Source organism: Streptomyces sp. NPDC058525 (assembly GCF_042719495.1).
In the GTDB taxonomy this organism is placed as follows: Bacteria; Actinomycetota; Actinomycetes; order Streptomycetales; family Streptomycetaceae; genus Streptomyces.
The window spans coordinates 24737-38568 of record NZ_JBHXNP010000095.1; the positions used below are offsets into that span (position 1 = coordinate 24737).

Here is a 13832-nt window from a genome sequence, read left to right on the forward strand (position 1 = left end):
CGTCCGCCGAAGGCCGGGCCTGGCCGGGTGGGCCCTGCGGGGCTGGTCCCCTACCCGCCCTTCCACCGTTCCCCGGGGCTCCGCCCCGGACCCCGTACGGCGCTCCGCGCCCGCGCCTCAATCGCCGGCGGGGCTGGATGTGGCTGTTGCCGCCCGCCTGGTGCGGCTGGATTGCCCACGGGGCAATTTCAGCCCTGGGGCGGAGCCCCAGCGCCGGCGCGGCGGGCGGACTACCGGCGGGCTCGTTCCATCAGCTCGTCGTAGACGGACAGGACCTGCGCGACCGTGTCGTCCTCGGACGGCCACGTCGCGGCCTGCGCCCGCCCCGCGGCGACCAGCTCGGCCCGGCGCCCCGCATCCGCCAGCAGCCCGGTCACGGCCGCGGCGAAGGCCCCCGCGTCCCCCGGCGGGACCAGCACCGCGCCCGCCCCCACCAGCTCCGGTACTCCCCCCACCGCCGTGGCCACCAGCGGCACCCCCACCCGCAGCGCCTCCTGCGCCAGCAGGGCCCGTTCCTCCCAGCGGCTGGGCAGCACCGCCAGGTCCGCCGCCGCGAGCAGCTGCGCCGCGTCCCGGCGCCGGCCCAGCAGCCGTACCGGAAGCCCTTCTTCCACGATCCGCCGGGCCAGTTCCGTCCGCAGCGGCCCCTCCCCCGCGATCACCAGCAGGGGCAGCGGGTCCAGCGTCCGCCACTCCCGGGCCGCGTCGAGCAGGACGGAGTACCCGCGGTGCGCCACCAGGCTCCCGACCGCGATCAGCAACGGCCGTCCCACCGCGCCCAGTTCCGCCCGCACCTTCCCGGGATCCGCGCCCGGCGCGGCCGCCGGCACGGCCACCGGGGCCAGCCGCGCGTCCCGCGCACCCCGCAGCCGGGCCCGGTCCACCAGGTCCGAGGAGGCGCCGAGCACGACCGCCGCGGCCCGCGCCACGTGCCGTTCCAGGATCCGGCTCAGCCGCCCGAGCGCGGCCCCGGCCGCACCGGCGGCGGCCGGGCCGTCTCCGTGCCAGCTCACGACCAGCGGCACCCGCCGCCCCCGCAGGGCCAGCGCGGCCCGCATCCCGGCCCGCACCCCGTGCGCGTGCACGACGTCGGCCCCGGCGCAGGCGGCCCGCAGCGCGTTCACCGCGTCGGGCGAGAACTGCGCGCCGGCGCCGGTGAAGTCGTACTCGCCCTCCGCCTCGACGGGCGCGCACACCGTGACCCGTACCCCGCGCGCGGCGAGCCCGGTCGCGAGCGACCGCACGTGCGCGCTGCTGCCCGCGCCCGCACCGCCGCCGAGCACTTGGACGGTACGCAGCGGCGGCCGCCCGTAGGGCTGTGCCGGGGCGGACGGGGAGACCGGGGAGCTGCTCACGGGCCGAAGCTCCAGGGTGAGGGAGTCAGAGACGTCGCCCAGGATGCCAGTCCGCACGCGCGTTCCGGGACCATACGGGTGCGGATCCCGTGAGAGATACCGCCGGACACCCCCCAGCCTCACCCACACGGGCTAGTGCCGCGTCAACCCCGGCCGCCGTCCGCCCGCGCCGCCGCGAGGAGTTCCTCGGCGTGCGCACGGGCCGAGACGGAGTCCTCGTGGCCCGCCAGCATGCGCGACAGCTCGCGGATCCGGTCCTCGCCCTCCAGGACGGTGACACCGCTCCTGGTGACCGATCCGTCGTTGGTCTTCTCGACGAGCAGCTGCCGGTCCGCGAAGGCGGCCACCTGCGGCAGGTGCGTGACGACGACCACCTGGGCCGACTTGGCGAGCTTCGCCAGCCGCCGGCCCACCTCGACCGCGGCCTTGCCGCCGACACCCGCGTCGACCTCGTCGAAGAGGTAGGTGGGCACCGGGTCGGAGCCCGCGAAGACGACCTCCACGGCCAGCATCACCCGGGAGAGCTCACCGCCGGAGGCGCCCTTGGCGATCGGCCGCGGCTGGGCCCCGGGGTGCGGGGCCAGCAGCAGCTCGACCTCGTCCGCGCCGGAGGGGCCGTAGGCGACCGGGCGGCCGTCCACGTCCACTCCTTCGGGGTCCTCGGTCTGCCGGACGTCGATGGTCACCCGGGCGTGCGGCATCGCCAGCGAGGCCAGCTCCTCCGTCACGGCCGAGGCGAACCGGGTCGCCGCCTCCACGCGCGCGTCCGTCAGCCCCTGTGCAAGGGCCGACAGTTCGGACCGCAGCCCGTCCCGCTCTGCGGTCAGCTCGGTGATCCGCTCGTCGTCGCCGTCCAGCTCCAGCAGCCGTGCGGAGCCCCGCTCGGCCCATTCCAGCACCGCGTCCACGGTGCCTTCGGAGCCGTACTTGCGGGTCAGCTGGATCAGGGCCGCCCGGCGCTCCTCCACCGCGGCCAGCCGCAGCGGATCGGCGTCCAGGTCGTCGGCGTAGCCGGCCAGCTCCCCGGCCACGTCGGCCAGCAGGATGCCCAGTTCGCCGATCCGCTCGGCGAGCGCGCCGAGGGCCGGGTCGTGCGAACGTACGGACTCCAGGGCCCGGTGGGCGCCCGCGACGAGGGTGTTGGCGTCGATGCCCTCCGGGTCCTCCGGGTTGCCGGCCAGCGCGGCGTGCGCCAGCTGGGCGGCCGAGGACAGCGATTCGGCGTGCCCGAGCCGCTCGGCCTCCGCCGCCAGTTCGGCGTCCTCGCCCGCGACCGGCTGCACGGCGGCGATCTCGTCCAGCCCGAAGCGCAGCAGATCGGCCTCCTGGGCGCGTTCCCGGGCCCGGGTGGTGATCTCCTCGAGCTCGACGGCGACCGCGCGCAGCCGCCGGTAGGCCGAGCCGTACTTCTCCAGCGGGACGGCGACGGCGTCCCCGGCGTACCGGTCGAGCGCCTGCCGCTGCCGGGCGGGCCGCAGCAGGCCCTGCTGGTCGGTCTGCCCGTGTACGGCGACCAGGTCGTCGGCGAGCTCGCCGAGCAGGCCGACGGGCACGGAGCGGCCGCCGACGTGGGCGCGCGAGCGGCCCTCGGCGGAGACGGTCCGGCTGATCAGCAGGGCGCCGTCGTCGAGCTCGGCCCCGGCTTCCTCGGCGCGTACGGCGGCGGGCGCGTCCGGGCGCATGACGATGCGGCCCTCGACGACCGCGGCCTTGGCCCCGATCCGTACCAGGGCCGGGTCGGCGCGACCGCCGAGCAGCAGCCCGAGGCTGGTGACGACCATCGTCTTGCCCGCGCCGGTCTCGCCGGTCACCGCGGTGAAACCGGGCGACAGCTCGACCACCGCGTCGTCGATGACCCCGAGCGACCGTATCCGCATCTCCTCAAGCACGGGACGACGATACCGAGGTTTCACCGGTGCCATGTGACCTCACCCGCTCGAAGTTCTCCGAACGAACGTGCTATTTAGGCGGGCGGGCGGTCGAACCGTGACCGGCTCAGTGCGGCGCCCCGCGCCACCCCGACACCGGCAGCGCGAACTTCGCGACGAGCCGGTCCGTGAACGAGGCGTGGTGCAGCCGGGCGAGCCGCACCGGCACCGCACCCCGCCGGACCTCCACCCGGGCCCCCGACGGCAGGTCCAGCATCCGGCGGCCGTCGCACCACAGCACCCCGTGCGGGGTACCGTTCTGCACCTCGACCGCCAGCACCGAGTCCGGCGAGGTCACCAGCGGCTTCGCGAACAGCGCGTGCGCGCTGATCGGCACCATCAGCAGCGCCTCCACCTCCGGCCAGACCACCGGCCCGCCCGCCGAGAAGGCGTACGCCGTCGAACCGGTCGGGGTCGCGCAGACGATCCCGTCACAGCCGAAGCCGGTCACCGGACGCCCGTCGATCTCCAGGACCACCTCGAGCATCCGCTCCGGCGAGACCTTCTGGACCGCGGCCTCGTTCAGCGCCCAGTCCTCGTGGACCACGTCCCCGTTCGTGCGCACGGTCACATCGAGCGTCATCCGCTCCTCGACCTCGTACTCGCGCGTCACCACCCGGTCGACGACCTTGTCCAGGTCGTCGCGCTCCGCCTCGGCGAGGAACCCCACCCGCCCCAGGTTGACGCCCAGCATCGGCACCCCCGAGGCACGCGCCAGCTCCGCGCCCCGCAGCAGGGTCCCGTCACCGCCCAGCACCACGAGCAGCTCACAGCCGTCGAGCACGCCCGGGGTGGACTCGGTGACCAGCTCCACCTCGGGCGGCAGCGGCAGGTCGGCCGCCTCGTGCGCGAAGACCCGTACGCCCAGCCCGGAGCGCAGCAGCCCCTTCACCACCAGCTCGGCGCTGCGGATGGCCGCCGGCCGTCCGGTGTGCGCGAGCAGGAAGACGGTCCGCCCCGTCGCCGAAGCCGAACCCGAACCTGAACCAGAACCCGCTGAATCTGTCACTGCGGCCCCTCCGCCACTGCACGGTCAACATCCGCCGGGTCGAGTGCCGGTGCCCCCGCCCGCAGCCACAGAAAGTACTCGACGTTCCCCGACGGCCCCGGCAGCGGACTCGCCGTCACCCCGAGGACCCCCAGCCCCAGCTTCGCCGCCTGCGCCGCCACCTCGCGCACCGCCTCGGCCCGCAGCTCGGGACTGCGCACCACGCCGCCGCTGCCCAGCCGGTCCTTGCCCACCTCGAACTGCGGCTTGACCATCAGCACCAGGTCCGCGTCCGGCGCGCAGCACCGTACGAGCGCGGGCAGCACCAGCCCGATCGAGATGAAGGACAGGTCGCCGACGACGAGGTCGGCCGGAATCCCGTCGATCAGCTCCACCGTGAGTTCACGGACGTTCGTACGGTCCTTGACCGTGACCCGGTCGTCGCTCTGCAGGGACCAGGCGAGCTGCCCGTAGCCGACGTCGACGGCCACCACGTGGGCGACGCCCGCGCGCAGCAGCACGTCGGTGAACCCGCCCGTGGAGGCCCCGGCGTCCAGCGCCCGCCGGCCCTCGACGCGCAGCCCCTGCGGCCGGAAGGCCGCGAGCGCGCCCGCGAGTTTGTGGCCGCCCCGCGAGACGTAGTCGGGATCGCTCTCGTCCTTCAGGACGACCAGCGCCGCGCTCGTCTCGACCTGGGTGGCGGCCTTGGTCGCGGTGGTGCCGCCCACGGTCACCCGGCCCGCGGCGATCAGCTGCGCGGCGTGCTCGCGCGAGCGGGCCATGCTGCGGCGTACGAGTTCGGCGTCCAGGCGGCGGCGTGCCACTCCTGCCACGTTCGGTTCAGCTCCTGTTTTCGTGCGGTCCGGGGACGGGCGGTGCGTCCAGCGCGCTCAGCGCCTCGCGCAGCCCCCGGTGGACATCCTCGTACACCGGGAGGTGTCCGTCGGCCGCGAGGTGGTCGGCGTCCGCCAGCCGCGCCAGGTGCGCGTCCACGGCGTCGTGCCCGGTGGGCGTGCGTACGATGCCCAGCGCCGCGGGCCCGGCGGCGGACTCGGCCGTGGGCTCGGCAGCTTCGTCGGTCATGCCCCGACGCTACCCCGAAGCGCCCCGCGACCACGCAACGGCTCTGCGGTACGGTCGTGATCACGATGGCTACGATTCAGGAGTGCCGAGACGCACTCGACCGACTCTCCGACAACCTGGCCGGGGCGGACGGCGGCGTGCGCGGCGCCGCCGCGCTCGACCGCTCGCTCAGCTGCCACATCACGGACCTCGACCAGACCTTCACCGGCCGCCTCGACGACGGCCGGATCCGGGTGGACACGCTCACGGCGGGCCCGCCCGCGACGAAGTCCGAGATCAGGCTGGCGATGGCCGGCGACGACCTGGTGGCACTGGTGGCGGGCGACCTCAAGTTCGCCAAGGCCTGGGCCTCGGGCCGCGTCAAACTGGAAGCCGGCTTCCGCGACCTCCTCCGCCTGAAAAGCCTGCTCTAGGCAGGATCCGGCCCCGCCGGGCCCCTCATCCTTGACCCGCACCGGACAACCGAGCCGCACCACATCCAGCCCCGCCGGCGATTGAGGCGCGGGGCCCGGGGCCGAGCCCCGATCTTGAGCCCCGCCCGCCCCGCTACACCGCCCCGGCCCCCGCACGGGACTTGCGCGCCGCCGGAATCACCAGCGGCGTCCCCGTCTCCGGGTCGGGGATCACCTGACACCGCAGCCCGAACACCCGCTCCACCAACTCTGCGGTGACCACCGCCCCCGGCGGCCCCTCCGCCACGACCTCACCGTCCCGCATCGCGATCAGGTGCGTCGCGTACCGGGCCGCGTGGTTCAGGTCGTGCAGCACCGCCACCAGCGTCCGCCCCTGCGTCTCGTGCAGCTCCGCGCACAGGTCGAGCACGTCGATCTGGTGCTGGATGTCCAGGTACGTCGTCGGCTCGTCGAGCAGCAGCAGCGGGGTCTGCTGCGCCAGCGCCATCGCGATCCACACCCGCTGCCGCTGACCGCCCGACAGCTCGTCCACGGCCCGGTCGGCGAGCTCGGCGACCCCGGTCGAGGCCATCGACTCCGCGACGATCCGCTCGTCCTCCGGCGACCACTGGCGCAGCAGCCCCTGGTGCGGGTACCGCCCGCGCGAGACCAGGTCGGCGACCGTGATGCCGTCCGGCGCGATCGAGGACTGCGGGAGCAGGCCGAGCGTCTTGGCGACCTTCTTGGCCGGCATCGACCCGATGGCCTGCCCGTCGAGCAGCACCCGCCCGGCGGACGGCTTCAGCATCCGCGACAGGGCCCGCAGCAGCGTGGACTTGCCGCAGGCGTTGGGGCCGACGATCACCGTGAAGGAGTGGTCGGGTATCTCCACCGACAGGTTCTCGGCGATGACCCGCTGGTCGTAGCCGAGGGTCACGTTCTCCGCGGTCAGCCGCTGCACTTGGGTACTCCTGAGGTTCATATACGTCCTGCCTTGCGCTCGGTGACGAGCAGCCAGAGCAGATAGACACCGCCGACCAGCCCGGTCACCACGCCCACCGGCAGCTGGTCCGCGCCGAAGGCCCGCTGCGAGGCCCAGTCCGAAAGCAGCAGCACGACCGAGCCCATGAGGGCCGCGGTCAGCAGATTGGCGCCGGGCGAGCGGGTCAGCCGACGCGCCAGCTGCGGCGCGGCCAGCGCGACGAAGCTGATCGGCCCCGCGGCGGCGCTCGCCGCGGTGGTCAGCAGGATCGCGGCCAGCATCAGCAGCATCCGCGTGCGCTCCACCCGCACCCCCACCGCGTACGCGGCGTCGTCGCCCATCTCGATCATCCGCAGGGCCCTGCTCTGCCCCAGCACCAGCGGGAACAGCACCGCGCAGGTCACCAGCAGCGGCCACACCTGCGCCCAGTCCCGGCCCGCCAGCGAGCCCGTCAGCCAGACCATCGCCCGGGAGGCCTCCACCAGCTGGGCCTTGGTGATCAGGTACTGGATGACGGCCACCAGCATCGCGGAGGCGCCGATGCCCACCAGAACGAGCCGGTAGCCGTGGATGCCCCGCTTGTAGGCCAGCAGGTACACCCCCGCGCCGGCCAGCAGCCCGCCGAGCAGCGCACCGACGGCGACCTCGGTCGCGGAGCCCTTCAGCAGGATGATGACGGCGAGGGCGCCGGCCGCGGAGCCGTACGAGAAGCCGAGCAGGTCCGGCGAGCCGAGCGGATTGCGGGTCACCGACTGGAAGACGGCTCCGGCCATCCCCAGCGCGGCGCCGACCAGCAGGGCGACCAGCACCCGCGGCAGACGCAGCTCGTTGACGATGAAGTCGTTGGCAGGGGTGCCGTTGCCCAGCAGGGTCTGTACGACGTCCCACGGCGCGATGTCGAAATCGCCGGTGCCGACCAGCAGGACGGCCATGACGAACGCGGCGAGGACGAGCAGCCCGCCGACGGCCAGGGCGCGCCGCTCGATCCGCAGCGAGATCCCTCCCGGAAGCCGCACGGGACGTGATGGGGCGGTCGCGGTCACAGCTGGGCCATCCTCTTGCGCCGAACCAGGTAGATGAAGACGGGGCCGCCGATGAGGGCGGTGACGATGCCGACCTGGAGTTCGGCGGGCCGGGTCACGATCCTGCCGACCACGTCGGCGCCGAGCAGCAGCACGGGCGACAGGACGGCCGAGTACGCGAGCACCCAGCGCATGTCGGGTCCGGTGAACGCCCGCACCAGGTGCGGGATCATCAGCCCGATGAAGACGATGGGCCCGCAGGCGGCGGTGGCCGCACCGCACAGCAGGGTGATGGCGAGCATCGCGCCGATCCGGGTCCGCGTCAGGTTCGCGCCGAGCGACCGGGCCGTGTCGTCGCCCATGGCCATCGCGTTGAGCGGCCGGCCCAGCGACAGCGCGAGCACCGCGCCGACCAGCAGGAAGGGGGCGACCTGGCGGACGGTGTCCATGTTGGCGGAGGCCAGCGAGCCGACCGTCCAGAAGCGCAGCTTGTCCAGCGCCTTGCTGTCCATCAGCTGCACGGCGTTGATGTAGCCGACCAGGGCCGCGCTGGCCGCCGTACCCGCCAGCGCCAGGCGCACCGGGGTCGCGCTGCGGCTGCCGCCGAGGACGTAGACGACGACGGAGACGACGGCGGCGCCGAGGAAGGCCCACCACACGAACTCGCTCAGGGAGCTCGCGCCCAGGAAGCTGATCGCGGAGACGACGGCGGCCGCGGCTCCGGCGTTGACGCCGAGGATGCCGGGCTCCGCCAGCGGATTGCGCGTCAGGGCCTGCATGACCGCACCGGACAGGCCGAGGCCGAGCCCGACCAGCACCCCGAGCAGGGTGCGCGGCACCCGCAGGTCGCGCACCACCACGTCGGAGGGGGTCCCCGAATAGTCGAACAGGCCGTGCCAGACCTCGTCGAGGGGCATCTGCTTCGCGCCGACGGCGATGCTCACCACCACGATCAGCGCGAGCACCACGAGGGCGCCCAGCAGACCGGCGGCACGCGCGCCGTGGCGTGAACGTGCGGCGGCGACCGGCGCCGCGCTCTGTTCGGGGGGACTTTCGGGACTCTCGACCAACACACAGGTTAGGCTAACCTACCCTGCACCCTGCACGGCGCACCCGAACGGCCTACAGACCCAGCCGGGCCAGCGCTTTCTCCGCGTCCAGCCCGCAGACCCCGTCCCCGGCCGCCGTCCAGGCCGCCGCGCACAGCGCCCGCAGCCCGTCGACCGGATCCGCGTCCTCGCCGCGCAGTTCCAGTACGCCGTCCCGCGCGACCGCGGTCCATCCCCCGCAGCGGAACCCCGCCCCGTCCGCCGCCACCTCGGGCTGCCCGGTCAGCAGCCCCCGCAGGTCCCGGTCCACGTACGTCGGCCGGTGCCTGGGCTCGGCCCGCACCAGCTGCTTCGCGTCCGTCACCCCGGTCAGCACCAGCAGCGAGTCCACCTCACCGTTGAAGGCGCCCTCGATGTCGGTGTCCAGCCGGTCCCCGACCACCAGCGGCCGCTTCGCCCCGGTCCGCAGCACCGTCTCCCGGTGCATCGGGGGCAGCGGCTTGCCCGCCACCTGCGGCTCGGCGCCCGTCGCGATCCGTACGACCTCCACCGCGGCCCCGTTGCCCGGCGCGATCCCCCGCGCCCCAGGAATCGTCAGGTCGGTGTTGGAGGCGTACCACGGCACCCCCCGGTTGATCGCGTACGAGGCCTCCGCGAACCGCCCCCACGCCAGGTCCGGGCCCCCGTACCCCTGGACGACCGCCGCGAGCCCCTCCTCCTCGGCCGAGTCCACCGGCACCAGCCCGCGCTCGCGCAGCGCGACCCGCAGCCCCTCCCCGCCGATCACCAGCACCTTGGACCCCGGAGCCACCTGCTCCGCGATCAGCCGGGCCACCGCCTGCGCCGAGGTGATCACCTCGCCCGCCTCGGTCGGGATGCCCAGCTCGCCCAGGTGCTCGGCGACGGCGTCCGGAGTGCGCAGCGCGTTGTTCGTGACGTACGCGAGGTGCATCCCGTCGGACCGCGCCGCGGCGAGGGACTCGACCGCGTACGCGATGGCCTCCCCGCCCGCGTAGACCACTCCGTCGAGGTCCAGCAGAGCCGTGTCGTAAGCCTGGTGGAGGCTCCGCTCGCTCGACGCGGGGCTGGTCCTGCTCTGCCGGGTCATCTGTCCGCTCCTCATACGTTTCGCACGACCGATCTTGTCCGGATCCGAACTCCCCCGATCATCCCGCATCCCGAGACGGGTCTTACCATGCACCAATGACCACATCTGGTACCGCGGACCGAGGGCTGCGCCTGATCCCGTTCCACGGCCTGCGCTATGTCCCGGAGCGTGTCGGCAGCCTCGCCGCCGTCACGTCACCGCCGTACGACGTGGTCGTGCGCCCCGACGGAGTCGACCACCTCGAGTCCGCCGACCCGCACAACATCGTCCGGCTGATCCTTCCGCAGGCCGGCACCCCCGCCGCGCGCAACGAGCAGGCCGCACGCACCCTGCACGACTGGCTGGCCGAGGGCATCCTCAGCGCCGACCCCGAGCCCGCGCTCTACGTCTACGAACAGCGCCGGGCCGGCCTGCTCCAGCGCGGCATCATCGGCGCCCTCGCCCTGTCCACCGCCGACGCCGGCATCGTCCTGCCCCACGAGGACGTCATGCCCGACGTGGTCACCGACCGGGCCGGTCTGATGCGGGCCACGTCGGCCAATCTCGAACCGCTCCTCCTCACCTACCAGGGCGACGACCCCGGCGCGGGCGCGGCGGCGGTCGTCGAGCGGACCGCGCGGCGCGTTCCCCTGCTGTCGACGACCACCGAGGACGGCTTCCAGCACCGCCTCTGGGCCATCACGGACCCGGCCGAGCTGGCCACCGTCACCACCGACCTCAGCCACCGCCAGGCCCTCATCGCCGACGGCCACCACCGCTGGGCGACGTACCTGCGCCTCCAGGAGGAGCACGGCTCCCCGACCCCCTGGGACTTCGGCCTGGTCCTCCTCGTGGACACCGTCCGCTACCCGCTCCAGGTCCGCGCCATCCACCGGATGCTGCGCCGCCTCCCGGTCCGCGACGCCCTCGCCGCCCTGCACGGCCACTTCCAGGTCCGCCCGGTCGACGGGCCGCTCCCGCTGGCCCTGGAGGTCCTCGCGGACGCCGCGGAACGCGGCAACGCCTTCCTCCTCACCGGCGACGGCAGCTTCCACCTGGTCACCGACCCCGACCTGGCCCTCCTCGACCGCACGGTCCGCCGCGACCGCCCCGAGGCCTGGCGCCGGCTGGACGCCACGGTCCTGCACGCGACCCTGCTCGACGCCCTGTGGGGCATCCCGGACGCGCCCGACCAGATCACCTACATCCACGACGCGGGGGCCACCGTGGAGATGGCCGAGCGCCACGGGGGCACCGCGGTCCTGATGCACCCGGTACGCGAGGAAGTCGTACGGGACCTGGCCCGCCAGGGCGTCACCATGCCCCGCAAATCGACCTCCTTCGGCCCGAAGCCGGCCACCGGGCTGGTGCTGCGCGGCCTGGACTGACCCACCCCGGACATGCGGAAGGGCGGTACCCCGTTCGGGGTACCGCCCTTCTTCACATCACTTCACCGCACCGCACTTCGCTTCAAGGCGCTCAGGCCTTGTCGCGGCCCGCGTCCCGCTCGTCGTCCTCGACGACCACGATCTCGTCGGTGACGTCGAAGTCGGCCTCGGACTGCTCCAGCGGCTCGTACTCCTCGTCGTCCTCGTCGTAGTACTCGGCGACGTCGGAGGCCCGCTCGGCGGCGGCGACCTCGGCCGGGTCCTGCTCGTCGTCCTCGTCGTCCGCCTCGTCCTCGACCAGGTCGTCGGCGAGGTCAGCCGACGCGTCGACGAACTCGACACCGTCGAGCTCGGCGAGCCGGTCGGAGGCGTCGGTGGCCCCGTCCTTGTCGGCCTCGAGGGTCTTGGCGAACCACTCGCGCGCCTCGTCCTCACGGCCGGCCGCCAGCAGGGCGTCGGCGTAGGCGTACCGCAGGCGCGCGGTCCAGGGCTGGACGGCGTTGGAGGCCAGCTCCGGGCTCTGCAGGGTCACGATGGCGGCCTCGAGCTGGCCCTGGTCGCGCCGGGCACCGGCGGCCACCAGCCGCATCTCGACCTGGCCGGCCTTGTCCAGCTTCTGCACCTCGGGCTCGCCGGCCATGGCCAGCGCCCGCTCCGGACGGCCGAGGCCGCGCTCGCAGTCGGCCATCACGGGCCACAGCTCGACGGAACCGGTCATGCGCTTGGCGGCGCGGAACTCCGCGAGCGCCTCGCTGTACTTCTGCGTGGCGTACGCGGCGAAGCCGGCGGCCTCGCGGACGGCGGCGACGCGGGAGGCCAGTCGCAGGGCGATGCGCGAGTACGCGTACGCCTGCTCGGGGTCCTCGTCGATCAGCCGCGCGACCATGACGAGGTTCTTGGAGACTTCCTCGGCCAGGCCCTTGGGCAGGCTCAGCAGCTCCTGGCGCACGTCGGCGTCGATCTCGAGACCGGTGACGTCCTCGTCGATCGGAAGCCGCTTGACCGGGTCCCGGTCGCGGTCCCCGCGGTAGTCGCGGTCGCCACCGCGGTCATCGCGGCCACGGTAGCCACCACGGTCACCGCCGCGATCGTCACGGCCACCACGGAACCCGCCACGGTCGCCGCCCCGGTCGTCACGACGGGGGTAGGACGGGCGGTCGCCGCGGTCGTCGCGACGGAAGCCGCCACCGGCCGGACGGTCGCCACCACGGTCATCGCGACGCGGGTAGGACGGACGGTCGCCACCACGGTCATCACGGCCACCGCGGAACCCGCCCCGGTCGTCATCACGACGCGGGTAGCTCGGACGGTCCCCGCGGTCGTCACGGCGGAAGCCGCCACCGGCCGGACGGTCACCACGGTCGTCACGACGCGGGTAGGACGGACGGTCCCCACCACGGTCATCACGGCCACCGCGGAACCCACCACGGTCATCATCACGACGCGGGTACGAGGGACGCCCGCCCCGGTCGTCATCACGACGCGGGTAGCTCGGACGGTCCCCGCGGTCATCGCGACGGAAGCCGCCACCGGCCGGACGGTCACCACGGTCGTCACGACGCGGGTAGGACGGACGGTCCCCACCACGGTCATCACGACCACCACGGAACCCACCACGGTCATCATCACGACGCGGGTACGAGGGACGTCCACCGCGGTCGTCGTCGCGACGCGGGTAGGACGGACGGTCCCCACCACGGTCATCACGACCGCCGCGGAACCCGCCGCGGTCATCATCGCGACGCGGGTAGCTGGGACGGTCCCCGCCGCGGTCGTCACGGCGGAAGCCGCCGCCACCGCCCGAGGGACGGTCACCGCGGTCATCGCGACGGAACGGGGGACGGTCTCCACCCCGGTCGTCACGGCGCGGGAAGCTGGGGCGGTCGTTGTCCCGACGGAAACCGCCGCCGCCACCGCCGGAAGGACGGTCGCCACGGTCGTCACGGCGGAAGCCACCACCGGCCGGACGGTCACCACGGTCGTCACGACGCGGGTACGACGGACGGTCGCCACCACGGTCATCACGACCGCCACGGAACCCACCGCGGTCATCATCACGACGCGGGTAGCTCGGACGGTCCCCACCGCGGTCGTCACGACGGAAACCGCCGCCACCACCGGAGGCGGGACGACCGCCACGGTCGTCACGTCGGAAGCCGCCACCGCCACCGGCGCCACCGCCGGCCGGTCGGCCACCACGGTCGTCACGACGGAACGGGGGACGGTCGCCACCACGGTCGTCACGGCCCCCGCGGTAGCCGCCCCTGTCACCGCCGTCGTTGCGCCGAGGCTCGCGCTCCGGACGATCGTCGGGAGAGTTGGACATGGGTGTGACTCCTGTCTTCGGGGTACCGCTAGTCATTCTCGCGCAACCAACCCATGGCCGCGCTTCGGCGTAAAGAGGTGAAAAACAAAAAGGACCCTTGGTCCAGCGTTGAACGCTGGACCAAGGGTCCTTTGAAAGATTGTTCGGCGGCGTCCTACTCTCCCACAGGGTCCCCCCTGCAGTACCATCGGCGCTGAAAGGCTTAGCTTCCGGGTTCGGAATGTAACCGGGC

General features: G+C 73.7%; 12 protein-coding genes, 1 rRNA gene and 1 pseudogene. 2 read left to right on the forward strand and 12 right to left on the reverse strand.

Annotation, left to right across the window (positions count from 1 at the left end; all coding sequences use genetic code 11):
- Nucleotides 1–230: 230 nt before the first annotated feature.
- From ACFWP3_RS32850 to ACFWP3_RS32870, 5 genes are all read right to left on the reverse strand, one after another.
- The gene (locus ACFWP3_RS32850; protein WP_384228353.1) at nucleotides 231–1355 is read right to left on the reverse strand and encodes a glycosyltransferase family 4 protein; all 1125 of its coding nucleotides are present in this window, start codon (nucleotides 1353–1355) and stop codon (nucleotides 231–233) included.
- Between the two features lie 143 nt (nucleotides 1356–1498).
- Nucleotides 1499–3232, reverse strand: a complete 1734-nt coding sequence (gene recN / locus ACFWP3_RS32855) for a DNA repair protein RecN (RefSeq protein ID WP_384228379.1) — start codon at nucleotides 3230–3232, stop codon at nucleotides 1499–1501.
- A gap of 118 nt (nucleotides 3233–3350) precedes the next feature.
- Nucleotides 3351–4292 (reverse strand): NAD kinase, encoded by a 942-nt coding sequence (locus tag ACFWP3_RS32860; RefSeq protein WP_384228355.1) that lies wholly within the window; start codon nucleotides 4290–4292, stop codon nucleotides 3351–3353.
- On the reverse strand, nucleotides 4289–5104 hold the full coding sequence (locus ACFWP3_RS32865) for a TlyA family RNA methyltransferase (protein WP_384228357.1): 816 nt from the start codon (nucleotides 5102–5104) through the stop codon (nucleotides 4289–4291). Before ACFWP3_RS32865 ends, ACFWP3_RS32860 begins: the two co-directional genes overlap by 4 nt.
- 7 nt (nucleotides 5105–5111) lie before the next feature.
- Nucleotides 5112–5354: a hypothetical protein gene (locus tag ACFWP3_RS32870; protein WP_384228360.1), complete on the reverse strand. Its 243-nt coding sequence runs from the start codon at nucleotides 5352–5354 to the stop codon at nucleotides 5112–5114.
- A gap of 65 nt (nucleotides 5355–5419) precedes the next feature.
- On the opposite strand from ACFWP3_RS32870, the gene ACFWP3_RS32875 reads away from it, so the two are divergent.
- Nucleotides 5420–5767 (forward strand): SCP2 sterol-binding domain-containing protein, encoded by a 348-nt coding sequence (locus ACFWP3_RS32875; RefSeq protein ID WP_384228361.1) that lies wholly within the window; start codon nucleotides 5420–5422, stop codon nucleotides 5765–5767.
- Nucleotides 5768–5900: 133 nt separating this feature from the next.
- Here ACFWP3_RS32875 and ACFWP3_RS32880 read toward each other — a convergent pair whose 3' ends face one another.
- From ACFWP3_RS32880 to ACFWP3_RS32895, 4 genes are read right to left on the reverse strand one after another with little or no spacing between them, the layout of a single operon-like run.
- Nucleotides 5901–6728 carry an ABC transporter ATP-binding protein gene (locus ACFWP3_RS32880; protein WP_384228364.1) on the reverse strand — a complete coding sequence of 276 codons (828 nt, stop codon included), beginning with the start codon at nucleotides 6726–6728 and terminating at the stop codon, nucleotides 5901–5903.
- Nucleotides 6725–7771, reverse strand: coding sequence for a FecCD family ABC transporter permease (locus ACFWP3_RS32885; RefSeq protein WP_384228366.1), 1047 nt, complete (start codon nucleotides 7769–7771; stop codon nucleotides 6725–6727). The genes ACFWP3_RS32880 and ACFWP3_RS32885 overlap by 4 nt, the downstream gene beginning before the upstream one ends.
- Nucleotides 7768–8823: a FecCD family ABC transporter permease gene (locus ACFWP3_RS32890; protein ID WP_384228368.1), complete on the reverse strand. Its 1056-nt coding sequence runs from the start codon at nucleotides 8821–8823 to the stop codon at nucleotides 7768–7770. The genes ACFWP3_RS32885 and ACFWP3_RS32890 overlap by 4 nt, the downstream gene beginning before the upstream one ends.
- Nucleotides 8824–8872: 49 nt before the next feature.
- Nucleotides 8873–9907 carry an HAD-IIA family hydrolase gene (locus ACFWP3_RS32895; RefSeq protein WP_384228370.1) on the reverse strand — a complete coding sequence of 345 codons (1035 nt, stop codon included), beginning with the start codon at nucleotides 9905–9907 and terminating at the stop codon, nucleotides 8873–8875.
- 95 nt (nucleotides 9908–10002) lie between these two features.
- Between ACFWP3_RS32895 and ACFWP3_RS32900 the strand changes: the two genes are divergently transcribed.
- On the forward strand, nucleotides 10003–11274 hold the full coding sequence (locus tag ACFWP3_RS32900; protein ID WP_384228372.1) for a DUF1015 family protein: 1272 nt from the start codon (nucleotides 10003–10005) through the stop codon (nucleotides 11272–11274).
- A gap of 91 nt (nucleotides 11275–11365) precedes the next feature.
- On the opposite strand, the gene ACFWP3_RS32905 is transcribed toward ACFWP3_RS32900, so the two are convergent.
- The 3 genes and pseudogenes from ACFWP3_RS32905 to rrf form a co-directional block, all read right to left on the reverse strand.
- Nucleotides 11366–12223 (reverse strand): hypothetical protein, encoded by an 858-nt coding sequence (locus ACFWP3_RS32905; protein WP_384228381.1) that lies wholly within the window; start codon nucleotides 12221–12223, stop codon nucleotides 11366–11368.
- A 459-nt stretch (nucleotides 12224–12682) separates the two neighbouring features.
- A pseudogene (locus ACFWP3_RS32910) lies at nucleotides 12683–13429 on the reverse strand (hypothetical protein); the annotation flags it as partial.
- Between the two features lie 312 nt (nucleotides 13430–13741).
- Nucleotides 13742–13832 (reverse strand): 5S ribosomal RNA (rrf, locus tag ACFWP3_RS32915); the annotation flags it as partial.

Bases quoted from the DNA above. Each gene is read 5' to 3' on its own strand.
- ACFWP3_RS32870 (WP_384228360.1), bottom strand. From the start codon at position 5,354: ATGACCGACGAAGCTGCCGAGCCCACGGCCGAGTCCGCCGCCGGGCCC.
- ACFWP3_RS32895 (WP_384228370.1), bottom strand. From the start codon at position 9,907: ATGACCCGGCAGAGCAGGACCAGCCCCGCGTCGAGCGAGCGGAGCCTC.
- ACFWP3_RS32900 (WP_384228372.1), top strand. From the start codon at position 10,003: ATGACCACATCTGGTACCGCGGACCGAGGGCTGCGCCTGATCCCGTTC.
- ACFWP3_RS32880 (WP_384228364.1), bottom strand. From the start codon at position 6,728: ATGAACCTCAGGAGTACCCAAGTGCAGCGGCTGACCGCGGAGAACGTG.
- ACFWP3_RS32875 (WP_384228361.1), top strand. From the start codon at position 5,420: ATGGCTACGATTCAGGAGTGCCGAGACGCACTCGACCGACTCTCCGAC.
- recN (WP_384228379.1), bottom strand. From the start codon at position 3,232: ATGCGGATACGGTCGCTCGGGGTCATCGACGACGCGGTGGTCGAGCTG.